The sequence below is a fragment of the Chitinophaga sp. ARDCPP14 genome (assembly GCF_051362515.1).
Classification (GTDB): Bacteria; Bacteroidota; Bacteroidia; order Chitinophagales; family Chitinophagaceae; genus Chitinophaga.
In genome coordinates this window covers 473,455-489,400 of record NZ_JBKIXB010000001.1, presented here as the reverse complement: position 1 = coordinate 489,400, position 15,946 = coordinate 473,455, and the positions used below count along the sequence as shown (strand labels likewise).

Here is a 15,946-nt window from a genome sequence, read left to right as displayed (position 1 = left end):
ATCTTTATTTCTGATGATCAAACTTCAGTTTATCGGGCATCTTGGCCGCGATGTAGTGAAAAAAGAAGTCAACGGCGCCACTGTTTTCAATTTTCCGGTAGCGGTAAATGAGCGTTTTAAAAACGCGCAGGGCATACTGGAAGAAAGAACCACCTGGGTGGATTGCTCGCTCTGGGACAAGGCCAATGTAGCTCCTTATTTAACGCAGGGTGTAATGGTGTATGTAGAAGGCGCTCCAAAACTGGAGGCCTATGTAAGTACAGCTACCGGTGCGTTATGCGGGGCCATCCGGCTCCGGGTGTTTTCACTGCAGTTACTCGGCCGTAAGGACGAGGAAAAGCGGAAAATGCCGGTCGCCGAGATGACCGTACCCGAGGCAGAGCCCGTTCAGGAGCAGCCGGCTGACGATCTTCCATTTTAACAATGTATGAAGCATTCCAATATGAAAGCCAACCAGTTACGGTTGGCTTTTTGTTTTTCTTTTAAAAAAGATTTGGAGCGGATTGAAATATTTGTATCTTTGCACCCTCATTGCGAGGTAGAGCAGAGGTAGCTCGTCGGGCTCATAACCCGAAGGTCAGTGGTTCGAATCCGCTCCTCGCTACAAAATAGGTACGTCAGCGTCCATAAAAAAGATTAAGAGCCGAAGAAATTCGGCTTTTTTTATTTCGGTAAGTTTGAGTTGTGAAAGCAACATCACCAGGTTTTAAATGTCATCATGCATAAGGCAGGTTTTGTAAATATTTTTGGTAAGCCCAATGCGGGAAAAAGCACCTTGCTGAACGCCATTATCGGCGAGAAGCTGGCTATTATTTCCCCCAAAGTGCAAACCACGCGGCACCGTATTACAGGCGTATTAACGGACCCCGCGTATCAGATCGTTTTTTCTGACACGCCGGGTATCATTGATCCCAAATACAAGCTGCATGAGAAAATGATGGGTGCGGTTAAATCCGCCCTCGAGGATGCCGATGTGGCTTTGCTGATCATGGATTCGAAAGATTCTATGGAAGAAAACCTGGAATTATTTGATTCACTGAAACTGAAAGTGCCGATCGTTCTCATCCTTAATAAAATGGATAATATCCTCAAAGAGGATATGGAAGTTCTGGTAGAACGCGCCAAAGCCTGGGGCAAAGCAGCAGCGGTAGTACCGGTGTCTGCAATGCAGAAGAAAGGTATTAAAGAGTTGCTGGCTGAAATTATAAAGCTGTTACCTGATGGCAACCCGTTCTATCCGGATGATACACTAACGGATAAGTCTACACGTTTTTTAGTGGCAGAAATGATCCGTGAAAAAGTATTTCAGTTGTTTGAAGAAGAGATTCCTTATCACACCACGGTAATTGTTACACAATTCCAGGAAAAGGAAACACTGACAAAGATCACCGCTGAAATCATCGTCACCCGCGACACCCAGAAAGGAATTATCCTCGGTGAAAAGGGTAAATCCATCCGCGAGCTGGGAACATTAGCCCGGCAGGAGATAGAGAAATTTATTGAGCGGAAAGTATTCCTGGAACTGTTTGTGAAAGTACGCGGCAAATGGCGCGACAACGACACTTTCCTGAAGGAATACGGATATTAATCATTGCAAAATTCCTGGATGTATTATCCAGGTTAGTACGACAAAATATAATAAAAAAATGGCAGGATTTACAGCAGCTATAGTGGGTCGCCCCAACGTAGGCAAGTCAACGTTGTTCAATCGTTTACTGGAACAACGGAAGGCCATCGTGGATGACCAAAGCGGTGTAACCCGCGATCGTCAATACGGTATTGCCGACTGGAACGGCAAAACCTTCAACGTAATCGATACTGGCGGATTTGTAACCAACAGTGATGATGTATTTGAGCGGGAGATTCGCAAGCAGGCAAAAGTGGCTATGGAAGAGGCCAATGTAATCATCTTCATGTGTGATGTAACCACCGGTATTACCGACCTGGATGCAGACGTGGCAAACATTCTGCGTCGCACCTCCAAACCGGTTTTCCTCGTAGTAAATAAAGTAGATAACAGTCAGCGTCAGCTGGAAGCCACTGAATTCTACAGTATGGGCTTCGAACATATCCACTTCCTTTCGTCCATGACCGGTAGCGGTACCGGCGAATTGCTGGATGATGTGGTAAGCTTTATTACCCCGGAAATGGAAGACGCCAGACTGGACACAGATATTCCTAAAATAGCGATCATTGGTCAGCCTAACGTAGGGAAATCATCCCTGCTGAATGCATTGGTAGGCGTAGAGCGTAATATCGTTTCCGAAATTGCCGGCACTACCCGCGATACCATTCACACCCGCTATAATATGTTCCAGAAAGATTTCATGCTGATAGATACCGCTGGTATCCGTCGTAAAACAAAAGTGCATGAAGACCTGGAATTTTATTCCGTGATCCGCGCCATCAAGGCCGTAGATGAATCTGATGTGGTAATGCTGCTGCTGGATGCCGAAAAAGGTATCACTGCACAGGATCTCAGCATTTTCAGTCTCGCTGCCCGCAAAGGTAAAGGCGTAGTAGTACTGGTGAACAAATGGGACCTCGTGGAAAAAGGTACCAACACCGCCAGGGATTATGAAAAAACACTGAAAGAGCGACTGGCGCCATTCTCCGATGTGCCCATCATCTTCACTTCCGTAACTGAAAAGCAACGTATTTTCAAGGCGATTGAAACAGCCCTGGACGTATACGAAAACCGTAAACGCCGTATCCAGACTTCCGTGTTAAACGATGTACTGCTGAAAGCTATTGAAGCGTATCATCCACCGGTGGTAAGAGGTATTCCTATCCGTATCAAGTACGTAACGCAGATCCCTACGCATACACCTGCATTTGCGTTTTTCTGTAATCTCCCGGATGATGTGAAAACACCATACCGTAACTACCTGGAGAACCAGATCCGCACGAAATTCAACTTTACAGGCGTTCCGTTGAAGATCTTCTTCAGAAAAAAATAAATACTTACCGAAAAAGCAGGCCGCAGATTTTGTATTTTATAAATTTTGCATACCTTTGCGGCGGTTTTAAAAATAAAACAACCTAAAAAATGAAAAAATTATTCGTATTCGCTGTTGCCGCTGGCATGTTCTTCGTTGCTTGTAACGGTGGTAGCACTCCTGCTGCTGATTCTGCTGCAACTGCACCAGTAGACACTATGAACGCTGCTCCAGTAGCAACTGCTCCAGTTGATTCTGCTGCTCACGTTGATTCTGCTGCTGTAACTGCTCCTGTTGATTCTGCTGCTGCTGCAACTCCAGCTAAGTAAGAGATTATTATAACAATAATATCTTTTCTTGCAAGAAATTAAGAAGCCCATCGCTTGTGCGGTGGGCTTTTTCGTGTGTGGGCCTTCGCGCCTTCGGCGCTGCGGAAATTGTCTTGGCTCAGGATTACGCTGATTATACTGATTTGTTTGATTTTGTTTTTTTGGATTTTTATAAATGATTAAGAGAGATATAAGCGGATATATTCGCTTTTATCTCTCTTAATCATTTATAAAATCTATGAAAAATCAAAAAAGTAAAAATCAAACAAATCAGTATAATCAGCGTAATCCTGAGCCAAGACAATTTAAAAGCGCCGAAGGCGCGCGCTAATCCTCGAGTATACTCGCCAGGTTGATCAGTTCATCCTGTTTGTAGGCGTCTTTGTCGTCGCGGAAGCATTTGGATAATTCTTCCAGTAAGAATTGTATAATGCGTTTGTTGGATTGTGGTTTGAAGTAAGAAGGCACCGGTGGCACAGAAACCCTTTTCAGATAAGTGTCTACATCCTGCTGGGTATATATCTGGCCCTGTATGGGATCTATAAAGAACAGGATCCGGTGGTCATCAGGTTCTATCGGGGTGGAAAAATCGATGTAGCTGTCGAAATACGCCAGGATAAACTGCCGGGGAATATTCACTGCATACACCGGTAAATCCAGCATTGTGCACAGGCTCTGGTAAATGATTCCATTGGTAACAGGGTTACCTTTTTTGGATTCTACCACCTGGTTAATAAAAAACTGATTTTTACGCTGGTAAGAAACTTCTTCTCCTTTAAGGCCAAAGTAGTTATAGATCATGCTGTTCAGCACATTGATCTGTTCCAGCGGTGTAAGATAATTATTGAGTTCCAGCCATATATTACGTTTGATCCGGTCTATTTCCGCAATGATCTGCGCATCCATGAGATCGGGAAACTGGTACCGGGCCGCCAGTATGGCGCCCTGCATCAGGTCCTGTCTTTCTGAAAGCCCCCATACACGCAACGCCGCCTGCAAATCCTGGTAATGTACCCGGTGAATGAGCAGTTCTATCCTTTCCTGAATAGCCTCGTCAATTGTATTCTCCCACAAATTCTCCAGGTTCGGAATGATATCTTTACCGTACAGTAATATTTTACTGGCAACCGTATCAAATACCTCCAGATCCGGATCATCCAACAGGTGGAACAAAGCGTTTATTTCTCTGTTTTCGTTCATACCATTATTATGATCATGTGGTAATCATTAAATAATGTGATCCTGTCGGCAAATTAAATAATAAGCATACCATTCACACTGCAGTTATTATCATTGCCCCATTTTTCAGCATATTCTTACCACAGCGTTAAGCTTTTTTCTTTCTGGGAGGCGCCTTTTTCTTAGGTGGATTTGCTTTAACGTCTTCAATGATCGCTTTGGCATCTTCCACTGTCAGATCAGCTGCGTTATCTATTTTCTCCTTCGGTATCTTATAGTTCTTCAGGCCTTGCTTAATATAAGGACCATATGGGCCCTTCAGGATCTGAATTTTCTCCTTTTCAAATATCTTGATAGTCCGTTCGTCTTTGGCGGTGCGTTTCTCCGCAATCAGCGGCGCTACTTCATCCAGTTCCACCGTATAAGGGTCCATTTCCTTTTTCAGGGAATAAAACTTCTTATCGTGCTGTGCATACGGACCAAAACGGCCAATGTTTACAATAACCTCGGAGTCCTCGAACTGACCCAGGTTACGCGGCAATTTAAACAATTCCATGGCTTCATCCATGGTGATGGTTTCAATGCTCTGGGTAGATTTCAATTTGGCAAAGCGCGGCTTTTCCTCATCTTCCACACTGCCTATCTGGATCATCGGGCCATAACGGCCCATGCGGGCTACAATGGGTTTACCGGTAGCGGCATCGGTGCCAAGCGGACGTTCTCCTTTTACACGCTCTGCATTTTCCAGGGTGTTTTCCACATCTTTGTGGAAAGGAGAATAAAATTCGCTGATCATCGTGTTCCATACCTTCTTACCGCTGGCAATTTCATCAAACTCCCCTTCAATCTTGGCGGTAAAACCGTAGTCCATTACATTATTAAAATACTGGTTCAGGAAGTCGGTCACAATCATTCCCAGATCGGTCGGGAATAATTTTGATTTTTCTGCACCGGTATTTTCCGCATCGGTTTGTTTAGTGATCTTATCGTCCTTGAGGCTCAGGATACGGAAATCTCTTTTTATTCCTTCTTTATCCCTTTTTTCTACATAGTTACGCTTCTGGATAGTGGTAATGGTAGGTGCATAGGTAGACGGACGGCCAATGCCCAGTTCTTCCAGTTTCTTTACCAGGCTGGCTTCCGTATAACGGGGAGCCGGGCGGGAGAATCTTTCAGTGGCTTTCATCTCTTTCAGATCCAGCGACTGTTTTACTGCCAGTGGCGGTAAAGAGCCTTCCTGTTCTTCTTCTGTTTCATCCTCATCGTCATGGCTCTCCATATATACTTTCAGGAAGCCGTCGAATTTCAATACTTCCCCGCTGGCGCTCAGCTCTTCGTGGTTGGTAGAGATATCGATCTTGGCGGTGGTTTTTTCCAGTTCCGCATCTGCCATCTGGCTGGCGATAGTACGTTTCCAGATCAGTTCGTACAGTTTGCGGGTATCGCTGTCATCTACCGTGGTGTTTTCCATGTAGGTAGGACGGATGGCCTCATGCGCTTCCTGTGCGGACTCATTCTTATTTTTAAATTTCCGGTGCTGATGGTATTTATCACCGAAACTGGTTTTGATCGCTTTTTCAATTTCACCGATAGCGGTATCCGACAGGTTTACGGAGTCGGTACGCATATAGGTGATATTACCGCTTTCATACAGCTTCTGAGCCAGCAACATGGTTTTGGAAACGCTGTAGCCTAATTTGCGGCTGGCTTCCTGCTGCAGGGTGGAAGTGGTAAAAGGCGCTGCAGGTGATTTCTTACCTGGTTTAACCTGTATGTCTTTTACGGTATAAGCCGCTCCAACACATTGTTCCAGGAATTTCTCCGCATCTTCCGCGGTTTTGAACTTACCGGGACCATCTGCCTTGAAGGAAATGTTCTTACCATTAATATCCTTGCCGGTGAAATAAGCTTCCACTTTGAAGGTACTCACCGAATTAAAGGTATTGATCTCTCTTTCCCTTTCTACAATCAGCCGTACCGCTACGGATTGTACGCGTCCGGCCGACAGGGAGTTGCGCATGCTCATTTTGCGCCACAGTACCGGGGAAATTTCAAAACCTACGATGCGATCCAGGATACGGCGGGCCTGCTGTGCATTTACACGGTCCATATCCAGGTGACGCGGATGTTGTACCGCAGCCTCAATAGCAGGCTTGGTGATTTCATGGAAAACGATACGTTTGGTCGTCTTTGGGTCCAGGTTCAACACCTCACACAGATGCCAGGAAATGGCCTCCCCCTCACGGTCCTCATCCGTTGCCAGCCATACCTCATCGGTATCCTTCGCCATCTTCTTCAGCTCTTTCACCACCTTTTCCTTATCTTCCGGGATCACATACTTAGGCTTGAAGTTATTTTCAATGTCTATCCCCATGTCATCCTTCTCCAGGTCACGTATGTGACCGAAGCAGGACCTGACTTCGAAGTCTTTGCCCAATATTTTTTCTATGGTCTTGGCTTTCGCCGGGGACTCAACTATAACTAAATTTTTTGCCATGTATGCTTCTTTATTGTGCTGCTAAATACGCAAATTCTATAAAATAATTACTGCAATGAATTCCGCAATAATATAAAAGTACCATCAAATTAAAAAATAAGGCACTCTTAAACGTTAAAATACGTTGTAATGTAATGAAAAAAACGGGGACCCGCTAAAACCCGTATATTAGAAAGCACGAATCAGACGGATACCGGCGGTTTGTTATTTTAAAATTAATTATAATGGATGTAGTTATCGTTGGCACTGGCAATGTTGCGCATTGTTTCGGACACCTCTTAAAAATTCATGGGCACCAGGTAAAACAGGTGGTGAGCCGGAACAAGGAACACGCCAGGGAACTGGGAGAGATGCTCCACGCAAATTATACAGACGATCTGCAGGATATAAATATGGACGCAGACGTATACCTGCTCGCGGTAAGTGATGCAGCCATCCCCGAACTGAACGACCAGCTTCGCTTAGGGAAGCGTATGGTGGCGCATACCGCAGGGGCTGTACCCCTGGCGGCGATCTCCCGGATATCGTCTAATACGGGGGTTGTATACCCGTTACAGTCGATCCGCAAGGAAGTGAAGAGCTATCCGCCCATCCCGGTGATGCTGGAGGCCAGCAACGACGAGGTGCTCCGGCGACTGCAATCTCTCGCCCAGAGTATTTCCGGCAGCGTTACCATTACTTCCTCGGAACAACGGCTGAAATATCACCTCACGGCGGTATTATGTAATAATTTTACCAATCACCTGATCGCACAGGCAAAAGCCTATTGTGAAAAAGAACAGCTGGACTTTAACCTGTTACAACCTATTATAAAGGAAACTTTCGACCGGCTGGAGAAGTTTGCACCAGAGTCGGTACAAACCGGTCCGGCGCTGCGCCAGGACGAAACCACCATGAGCCTCCACCGCGAATTGCTGGCCGGTGACCCCTATCTGCAACTGGTTTACCAGGTGATGTCTGACGCCATTTACCAGTTCCATAATAAATAGAGAATAAGCGATTCTTAATGCGTAATTGGCTATTTTTGGCCCCATGAACGTATTGGCTTTATTTAAATCTATCACCACCTTTGTGCTGGACGTAGATGGTGTACTCACCGATGGCACCCTGCAATTGCTGCCGGGAGGTGAAATGTCCCGCAGGATGAACATCAAGGATGGTTATGCTTTACAACTGGCGGTAAAAAAAGGTTATCGTGTGGTGATCATCTCCGGGGGAAAATCAGAAAGTGTGGTGAGCAGGTTACAGGGACTCGGTATAAAAGATATTTTCACCGGCATACATGATAAGCAGGAGAAGCTGCAGGATTATGTTTTTGAAAATGATCTTCGCTGGGAAGAGATATTATATATGGGAGATGATATCCCGGATTATCTGCCTATGCAACTGGTGGCTTTGCCCACCTGCCCCGCAGATGCGGCAGCCGAAATAAAAAGTATTTCCAGGTATGTGTCCCCATTGCCCGGAGGCCACGGTTGCGTGAGGGAAGTCATGGAAAAAGTATTGAAACTGAATGGACATTGGTTAATGGATGAAGGAATAGCATCGAAATAATAAAAGAAAAACTATGAAGCTCTGGGCTGCATTTTTTAAACTGATCAGGTACCCAAACCTGATATATATTGGCCTAACCCAGTTTTTACTGCAATATTGCGTAGTAGAGCCGGTTTTACGCAGCTCCGGCGAAGAGCCGTCACTGCCGGTTCCTCAATTTATTTTATTAAGCCTGTCTACTATATTGGTAGCAGCTGCGGGTTATATCATCAACGACTATTTTGATATTAACATAGATATTGTCAACAAGCCCGATAAAATGGTGCTGGACAAAATTATCAGCCGCCGCTGGGCTATGGCCTGGCACACCATGCTTAACCTGGCCGGCGTGTCGCTGGGTTTCCTGGTAGCCTGGAAAACAGAGCAGTTTTACCTCGGCTTCACCCAGGTAATCTGTTCCCTGCTGCTCTGGTTTTACTCCACTTCTTTTAAAAGACAGGTACTCATCGGGAATGTGGTCATTTCATTACTAACTGCCCTGGCAGTAGTGGTGGTAGGTTTTTACGAAAAACAGATCTATCATAGCTTTGAAGCCATCTTGTCGCCCACCGGACGGAAGCTGATCCAGATCATCGGGGTGTATGCGTTATTTGCATTCCTCATTTCTATGGTCAGGGAAATTGTGAAGGACCTGGAAGATATGATGGGCGACAGCAAAGACGGGTGCCGCACCCTGCCCATTGCCTGGGGAGTGCTGGCGGCCAAACGCTTTTGCAATGCGCTGTTGCTGGCATTGATCATTATTATCCTCCTGGTGGAAATCCGGGTGTGGATACTTGGCTGGTATATTGCCATCGGCTATTTGTTCCTGTTTGTGCAGGTGCCCTGCGCCTATATCTACCTGAGATTAAAAAAAGCAAGCCTGCCGGAACACTATCACAAGGTGAGTTCCCTGGTGAAGGTAATTATGCTCACCGGTATTTTATCAATGATATTTTTTAAACTTTATTTATAGAGATGTATAACCGCGCGCCCGTTATCCTGGCTTCCCAGTCGCCACGCAGAAAGCAGCTGCTGGAGCAGGCCGGAATCCCTTTCCAGGTGAAGGTGGTAGAAACCGCAGAAACTTTTCCTCCCGGGCTGGCCATACCCGATATCCCGGTTCATATTGCCCGGCAGAAAGCGGCCGCTGTGCAGCACCTGTGTGAGGCCAGCGATATCATTATCGCTGCAGACACAGTGGTGGTACTGGATAACAACATTATCGGCAAGCCAAAGGACCGTGAAGATGCCATTGATATTTTGTCGCGCCTCAGCGGGCGTGAACATCGTGTAGTCACCGGCGTTATTATTCAACAGGGAGAAAAAGAAGTCGCTTTTTCCAAAACAACGGCCGTGCATTTCAAGCCGTTAACCACCGGGCAGATCACTTATTATGTGGATAAGTATAAACCTTTTGATAAAGCCGGGGCTTATGCGATCCAGGAATGGATCGGCGCTGTGGGCATAGACAGTATAAACGGTTGCTTCTATAATGTAATGGGGCTACCGGTGAGCAGGGTAGTGGAAGAACTGGAAAATTTTTAAGCAAGAGGAACGGCGCAGGGAACTGCGCCGTTTTCATGATTGGTTTTTGCTTATTACTATCTTTATTCCAATACGAGAATATTCACATCTTTATTTTTCAGCCAGCCGGCTTCTCTCAGTTTTTGTAAGTTAATAGTACCTACCACATAGCGCCATTCAGTAGATTCATATTTCTCAGAGATATTGAAGAACTCTGCCAGGTCCACCTGGTCCGGTGTTTTGTAGCGCAGGTATACTTTCAGGTTTACGTCGTTGGTAAAGTTGGGCTGATTGTTTTGTTTGATCTTTTTGTATTCGTAGCGGTAGTTGTATAACAGGGCAGAGATATCGGATAATACCGCGCTGCCGGTAGCCGTACCGCCTGCGCCTTTGCCTACAAAAAATTGTTTATCGGTGAATGCGCTTTCCAGCAGGATACCATTGTATTCGTTATACACATCATAAAGCAGGTTGTGTTCCCTGATCAGGTGTGGCAGCACATACGCAAATACGTGACCGTTCTGGCGGCGGCATTGCGCAATCAGTTTGATGGTACAATTTCTTTGTTTGGCAAATTGTATATCAAAATCATTGAGGTGATGGATCCCGAAATTGAACACTTCTTCCGGTTTCACAAAGGTGCCGAATGCGTGCAGCAGCAGGATCACTATTTTAAATTTCGGATCATATCCTTCGATATCAAGTGTAGGATCTGTTTCCGCGAAACCCAGGTCCTGTGCCTGTTGCAGGGCAGTGGCAAAGCTGAGGTTCTCTTCAAATATTTTGGTAAGAATATAATTCGTAGATCCGTTACAGATACCTTCTACAGCATTGAGCAGGTCGTTATCATAATATTCTTCCAGGTTGCGGATAATGGGAATACTCGCACAGCTGGACGCTTCATACAGGAATGGCACTTTGTTTTCTGCCTGCAGCTGGTATAGTGCGGGCAGGTTTTCAGCGATCATACGTTTGCTGGCGCTTACTACGGCTTTGCCGTTGCGGAGTGCTTTGCTTACTATTTCGAAGGCTGCTTCGGTGTCGTTGATCAGTTCCACTACTACGTCAATGGTAGGATCTTCGAGGATGTCGTTTTTATCTGTCGTAAAGTAGCTGCTATCGATAGGTCTTGATTTATTGGGGTCTTTAATACAGATTTTTTTGATCCGTGCATTAATACCTTTTGTTCTGTTCAAAACTTCATAGAGTCCTTGTCCTACGACGCCAAATCCGAAAATGCCTAAATTGATGATCTTGTTTTCCATACTTTTTTTTGAGCTTTCCGCCGTAGGGGTCAGTCTTTCGCTGCACAGAGATGATCAGGTTCTGAACATTGAAAGTGGTGTGCTAACCGCTGACGGCTATTGTAAAACAGTAATTTGCTTGCCGGCCGGATGGTTTAATTTATCCAGCGCCTGTTTCAGGTCGTTGATCAGGTCATCAGCATCTTCGATGCCTACTGATAAACGGATGCAGGAGTCCTGCAGACCTGTTTTTCTCCGGAATTCTTCCGGTATGGTACGATGCGTCATGGTGGCCGGATGGGCCAGCATGCTTTTCACGCCGCCAAAGCTTTCTGCCAGCTTAAATAATTTGGTGGCGTTTACGATACGTATAGCGTTTTTGATATTGTCGCTTTTCAGGGAAAAGCTTACCAGTGCGCCGTAATTTTTTTGTTGTTTACGGGCAATGTGATGATTTTTATGAGTAGCCAGTCCGGGATAAAATACTTTATCCACAGCGGGATGTGTGGCCAGCCAATTGGCGATGGCGTTGGCGTTGCTGCATTGTTTTTCCAGGCGCAGGTATAATGTTTCAATACCGCGTATGGTGAGCCATGCTTCAAACGGGCTGAGGATACTGCCGGAAATATTCTGGTTATACCGGATCTGGTCTGCCAGTGTTTTTGAGTTTACGACTACGAGGCCGGCAATTACGTCACAGTGTCCTGCGAGGTATTTGGAAGCGCTGTGGATAACGAGGTCGGCGCCCAGTGTCAGCGGCTGTTGCAGTAATGGTGTGCTGAAGGTATTGTCTACCGCCAGCAGGATGTTATGTTGTTTAGCAATTTTGCTGATAGATTTAATATCAGATACGCGCAAAGTAGGATTGGTAGGGGATTCCAGCCAGATGATCCTTGTATTGGGCGTGATGGCGGCCAGTACTTTATCGAGGTTGCTGGTATCTACAAAATTCACTTTGATGCCAAAGCGTTCAAACATGTGATTAAAGATCTGGAAGATGCCACCGTAGGTGTCTTCCACGGCCATGATCTCATCGCCGGTCTTTAACAGCTTCAGCACCGCATCTATGGCCGACATACCGCTGGCAAACGCAAATCCGGCAAACCCTTCTTCCAGGTTGCAGATAAGGTCTTCCAGCACTTTTCTCGTGGGGTTGTTCGCCCGCGAAAACTCAAAGCCTTTATTGATGCCGGGTGATTCCTGCACAAAGGTGGACGTTTGATAGATAGGCACAGAAATGGCGCCTGTCAGTTCGTCTACCGGGATGCTATGAATCAGTTGTGTAGCTGTTTTCATGTTATAAATTATTTTTAATGATGTTCAATGTGCACAATTGCCAACTGCAACGATATCATTAAAGATCAACTTAAACAACAACAAATCCATGAAAAGGGTGGGGAAGGGGCATAAAAAAAGCTCTCCCGTTTGTTGGAAGAGCTCCTTTAGAAAGTTATATATCTCTGTGAAGTATTATCTCTGCCAACTTATCTTTCCCCGATTCGCACCGGGGCAGGAATTAGCACCTTTTTCCTGATCATAATAATCAGGAAAGGTTGCTAAGGCATCGCAGGGCCAAGTCCCTCCGCCTTTCTGGATAAGTGATGTGTAAGAACTGGCGCAAAGGTAATATGACTTTGAGCAGATTTCCAAATTGGAGTTGAATTTTATTTATTAATCGATGTTTTATTACCTTTGGATGATATTATTTTGTACCCAACCATATCTCTTATGTTTGTTAACCCGTTGCTCTCAGAAGAGCTGTTCCAGCATATCTGGGCATTCCGGCTATTTAAGCAGGATCATCTAACCACTACCGGCGGAGAATCAGTACAGGTCTTGTTTCCCGGTAGTCACAACCACAATGGCGGGCCGGATTTTTCGGCCGCAAAAATCAGGATCGGGGCTACTTTATGGGTAGGCCAGGTGGAGCTGCACCTGCGTACATCCGACTGGTTCCGGCATGGGCACCAGCATAATCCGCAATACGGGCGAATTATCCTGCATGTGGTGTTTGTACACGATATGCCCGCCGTAGGAATGGGCGAGGCGCCCTGCCTGGAATTGCAACAGCATATTCCCAAGTTGCTCCTGCAGCGGTATGAGGAGCTTCGGCGGTTGTCGCCTTTTGTTCCCTGTGCCCCGCATGCTGCGCGGGTGCCGCCCCTCATCTGGCTCAGCTGGAAGGAACGCTTGCTGGCAGAGCGCTGGGAACGTAAGATCGGCAGCCTGCGGGCCTGGCTGCAGCATAATCGCTACAACTGGGAAGAGGTGTGTTACTGGGCGGTAGCGCAAAGTTATGGCACGCCCGTAAATACCTTACCATTCCTGCAGGTGGCACAGTCGCTGCCCTACAAAATGCTGATGCGGTACCGGCACCTGTTGCTTCAGCTGGAGGCCCTGCTGTTTGGCCAGGCAGGTATGCTGGAAGCGCCCCAAACAGACGGATATGCGTTGCAGTTACAGGATGTTTACGGGCACCTGCAACACAAGTTCCGGCTAAGCCCTATGGCCGCTCACCAATGGAACTGGCTGCGGATGCGGCCTGCCGCCTTTCCTACCATGCGGCTGGCCACTTTTGCGGCGCTTTTGCAGCAATCTCCCCACCTGTTTTCCCGCATACTGGAAGCCCCCGACGTAACAGCGCTGGAACAGCTGTTCTTCGTACAGCCGTCGGCGTACTGGCATACGCACTACCGCTTCGGACACTCCGTGGCCCGCACACAACGGCCGGGAAAACAGGCGGTGCAGGGCATCCTGATCAACACGGTATTGCCATTGCTGTTCCTGTACGGACAGGATAAGAACGGGAAATATTACCAGGAAAAAGCGTTGCATTTCCTGCAACAGCTGCCGCCGGAAAAGAACCACATCACCAACAGCTGGAGCCGGCTGGGCGTAACCCAGGAAAGCGCTATGGAATCGCAAGCCCTGTTGCAGCTGAAGCAACACTACTGCGACGAGAAGAAGTGCCTGCATTGCGCCATAGGAGCGAAGATCATCGCGGGGGTGTGAGGAGGGCGCCTCGCCTTCGGCGATGCGGAAATTGTCTTGGAGCAGGATTACGCTGATTATACTGATTGGCTTGATTTTTACTTTTTGGATTTTTTTGGATTTTAAAAAGATGAAGGGAGATAAAAGCGGGTATATCCGTTTCTATCTCCCTTTAATCTTTTTAAAATCTAAAAGTAAAAATCAAGCCAATCAGTATAATCAGCGTAATCCTGCTCCAAGACAATTTACAATCGCCGAAGGCGATTCTCCGCTTTACCAGTTAAAGGTTACGTCCTGCACAATATCCGGGTGCACGCTCTTGGCCACCGGGCAGGTGAGGGCAGCTCTTTCCAGGATGGTTCTTTCCTTTTCACCGAAGCCATGGCCGGCGGGGAAGTCGAATACGATGGTTACGCCGGTAATGCGGCGGGGATCTGAGCCCATTATTTTCTGAACGCTTACTTTGGTGCCTTCAATAGCCCAGTTATTATCCAGCGCCTTAATGCCCATGATGCTGAGCATGCAGGAACCGAGGGCGGTAGCCACCAGGTCGGTCGGGGAAAATCTTTCTCCTTTACCACGGTTATCAACAGGGGCATCTGTTTCGATAACAGTGCCTGATTGCAGGTGGGTGGCGGTTGTACGAAGTTCGCCGGTATAGATAATAGATGCTGTTTGCATGATATCTTTTTAAATGATCAATCCGTAAAATTAAATGTATTTTTATTATAAGTGTATTCCCTGGCAGTGAAGGCCCTGGTAAACTAAAAAAAAATTAGCTACGTTTGTAATATATACATAACAATACCTTTGTTCAAGCGTTTAATTATTATAACAATAGCCCACTGTGAAAAAAATATACTTAATCCTGTTTTTGGCAACAATATCCGGCGGCTTGTTTGCGCAATCCACCTCACGGCAGCAGCAAAGCACTAATAAGAAGAGCGACAAGGAACAGCGTAAGCTGAAGAAGATCTCCATTTTCCGTGAACAGGAAGAAGGGGAAAACGTTTTCCAGCGCGACTTTTCCGCGGGTGCCCGGCTGAATACCGACGGCTGGTCCGGCTTTGCGGAACTGGGATACCGGAAAACCAGGAAAAAGGTGAATTATTTCCAGTTTGAGTTTGGAGAGAAGAAAAGTCACAAGGAAGTAAAGAACAACAGCGGTTATGCCTTTACCCAGCGTCCATTTATATACGGTAAACAGAATAATTTCTACCAGGCTAAGCTGGGCGTGGGTCAGCGGTATCTGATCGGTGGCAAAGCCAATAAAAACGGGGTAGAAGTAGACGCCATCTATTACGGAGGCGTATCCCTGGGGCTGTTGAAACCTTATTACCTGAACGTACAGGACGAAAACGGCGAGAATGTGGATATCAAATACAGCCCGGAAACGGCAGACCTTTTCCTGCATAAGGAACAGATCAATGGCGCCGGCGGCTTTGGTAAGGGCTGGAATAACCTCAGTGTGGTACCGGGTTTACATGCCAAATTGGGCATGCGGTTCGACTGGGCCCATTTTAACGAGGTGGTGAGCGCCCTGGAAGTAGGGGTAAATGCTGAATATTACACAAAAAAGATCCCTATTATGGTGATAGTGGATGGCGTTGACCCAAATAAACAGTTCTTTTTTAATGCATATATCAGCATCCAATTCGGGAAGCGCTGGAATAAGAGATAAGTATTAACTTTGCTCTTCTAAAGAAA

The 15,946-nt window shown here is 46.4% G+C and carries 14 protein-coding genes, 1 tRNA gene, 1 pseudogene and 1 riboswitch; of the genes and pseudogenes, 11 read left to right on the top strand and 5 right to left on the bottom strand.

Features of this window, described 5'->3' with window-relative positions:
- Positions 1-13 precede the first annotated feature (13 nt).
- The 5 genes from ACLHR0_RS01915 to ACLHR0_RS01895 all read left to right on the top strand — a co-directional run bounded on the left by ACLHR0_RS01915 (position 14) and on the right by ACLHR0_RS01895 (position 3,268).
- A complete protein-coding gene (locus ACLHR0_RS01915) occupies positions 14-421 on the top strand; it encodes a single-stranded DNA-binding protein (RefSeq protein WP_436484384.1) in 408 nt (135 codons plus the stop codon).
- Between the two features lie 111 nt (positions 422-532).
- A tRNA-Met gene (locus ACLHR0_RS01910) sits at positions 533-604 on the top strand.
- A gap of 114 nt (positions 605-718) precedes the next feature.
- Positions 719-1,588, top strand: a complete 870-nt coding sequence (gene era, locus ACLHR0_RS01905) for a GTPase Era (RefSeq protein WP_079468984.1) — start codon at positions 719-721, stop codon at positions 1,586-1,588.
- A 58-nt stretch (positions 1,589-1,646) separates the two neighbouring features.
- Positions 1,647-2,960 (top strand): ribosome biogenesis GTPase Der, encoded by a 1,314-nt coding sequence (gene der / locus ACLHR0_RS01900; protein ID WP_429045428.1) that lies wholly within the window; start codon positions 1,647-1,649, stop codon positions 2,958-2,960.
- Positions 2,961-3,049: 89 nt separating this feature from the next.
- Positions 3,050-3,268, top strand: a complete 219-nt coding sequence (locus ACLHR0_RS01895) for a hypothetical protein (RefSeq protein ID WP_370909728.1) — start codon at positions 3,050-3,052, stop codon at positions 3,266-3,268.
- Between the two features lie 327 nt (positions 3,269-3,595).
- Here ACLHR0_RS01895 and ACLHR0_RS01890 read toward each other — a convergent pair whose 3' ends face one another.
- Together ACLHR0_RS01890 and topA are read right to left on the bottom strand one after the other, a co-directional pair.
- On the bottom strand, positions 3,596-4,468 hold the full coding sequence (locus ACLHR0_RS01890; protein WP_370909729.1) for a transglutaminase-like domain-containing protein: 873 nt from the start codon (positions 4,466-4,468) through the stop codon (positions 3,596-3,598).
- Positions 4,469-4,595: 127 nt separating this feature from the next.
- Complete coding sequence (topA, locus tag ACLHR0_RS01885) at positions 4,596-6,944, bottom strand: type I DNA topoisomerase (protein ID WP_370909730.1); 2,349 nt, start codon at positions 6,942-6,944, stop codon at positions 4,596-4,598.
- Between the two features lie 224 nt (positions 6,945-7,168).
- On the opposite strand from topA, the gene ACLHR0_RS01880 reads away from it, so the two are divergent.
- The 4 genes and pseudogenes from ACLHR0_RS01880 to ACLHR0_RS01865 all read left to right on the top strand — a co-directional run bounded on the left by ACLHR0_RS01880 (position 7,169) and on the right by ACLHR0_RS01865 (position 10,025).
- Positions 7,169-7,933, top strand: a complete 765-nt coding sequence (locus ACLHR0_RS01880) for a Rossmann-like and DUF2520 domain-containing protein (RefSeq protein WP_436484383.1) — start codon at positions 7,169-7,171, stop codon at positions 7,931-7,933.
- Positions 7,934-7,976: 43 nt separating this feature from the next.
- On the top strand, positions 7,977-8,498 hold the full coding sequence (locus ACLHR0_RS01875) for a KdsC family phosphatase (RefSeq protein WP_370909732.1): 522 nt from the start codon (positions 7,977-7,979) through the stop codon (positions 8,496-8,498).
- A 10-nt stretch (positions 8,499-8,508) separates the two neighbouring features.
- A pseudogene (locus ACLHR0_RS01870) lies at positions 8,509-9,453 on the top strand (geranylgeranylglycerol-phosphate geranylgeranyltransferase); the annotation flags it as partial.
- A 2-nt stretch (positions 9,454-9,455) separates the two neighbouring features.
- Entirely contained in the window at positions 9,456-10,025 is a 570-nt protein-coding gene (locus tag ACLHR0_RS01865; RefSeq protein ID WP_370909733.1) for a Maf family protein, read from the top strand.
- A 62-nt stretch (positions 10,026-10,087) separates the two neighbouring features.
- Here ACLHR0_RS01865 and ACLHR0_RS01860 read toward each other — a convergent pair whose 3' ends face one another.
- Together ACLHR0_RS01860 and ACLHR0_RS01855 are read right to left on the bottom strand one after the other, a co-directional pair.
- Positions 10,088-11,269, bottom strand: a complete 1,182-nt coding sequence (locus ACLHR0_RS01860) for a homoserine dehydrogenase (protein WP_429045436.1) — start codon at positions 11,267-11,269, stop codon at positions 10,088-10,090.
- 96 nt (positions 11,270-11,365) lie between these two features.
- Positions 11,366-12,544 (bottom strand): trans-sulfuration enzyme family protein, encoded by a 1,179-nt coding sequence (locus ACLHR0_RS01855; RefSeq protein WP_429045438.1) that lies wholly within the window; start codon positions 12,542-12,544, stop codon positions 11,366-11,368.
- 185 nt (positions 12,545-12,729) lie between these two features.
- A riboswitch (SAM riboswitch) is annotated at positions 12,730-12,849 on the bottom strand.
- 127 nt (positions 12,850-12,976) lie between these two features.
- Here ACLHR0_RS01855 and ACLHR0_RS01850 point away from each other — a divergent pair.
- Complete coding sequence (locus tag ACLHR0_RS01850; RefSeq protein WP_436484382.1) at positions 12,977-14,260, top strand: DUF2851 family protein; 1,284 nt, start codon at positions 12,977-12,979, stop codon at positions 14,258-14,260.
- A gap of 252 nt (positions 14,261-14,512) precedes the next feature.
- Here ACLHR0_RS01850 and ACLHR0_RS01845 read toward each other — a convergent pair whose 3' ends face one another.
- A complete protein-coding gene (locus ACLHR0_RS01845) occupies positions 14,513-14,920 on the bottom strand; it encodes an OsmC family protein (protein WP_370909736.1) in 408 nt (135 codons plus the stop codon).
- A gap of 193 nt (positions 14,921-15,113) precedes the next feature.
- On the opposite strand from ACLHR0_RS01845, the gene ACLHR0_RS01840 reads away from it, so the two are divergent.
- Positions 15,114-15,920, top strand: coding sequence for a hypothetical protein (locus tag ACLHR0_RS01840; protein WP_436484381.1), 807 nt, complete (start codon positions 15,114-15,116; stop codon positions 15,918-15,920).
- Positions 15,921-15,946: the final 26 nt, after the last annotated feature.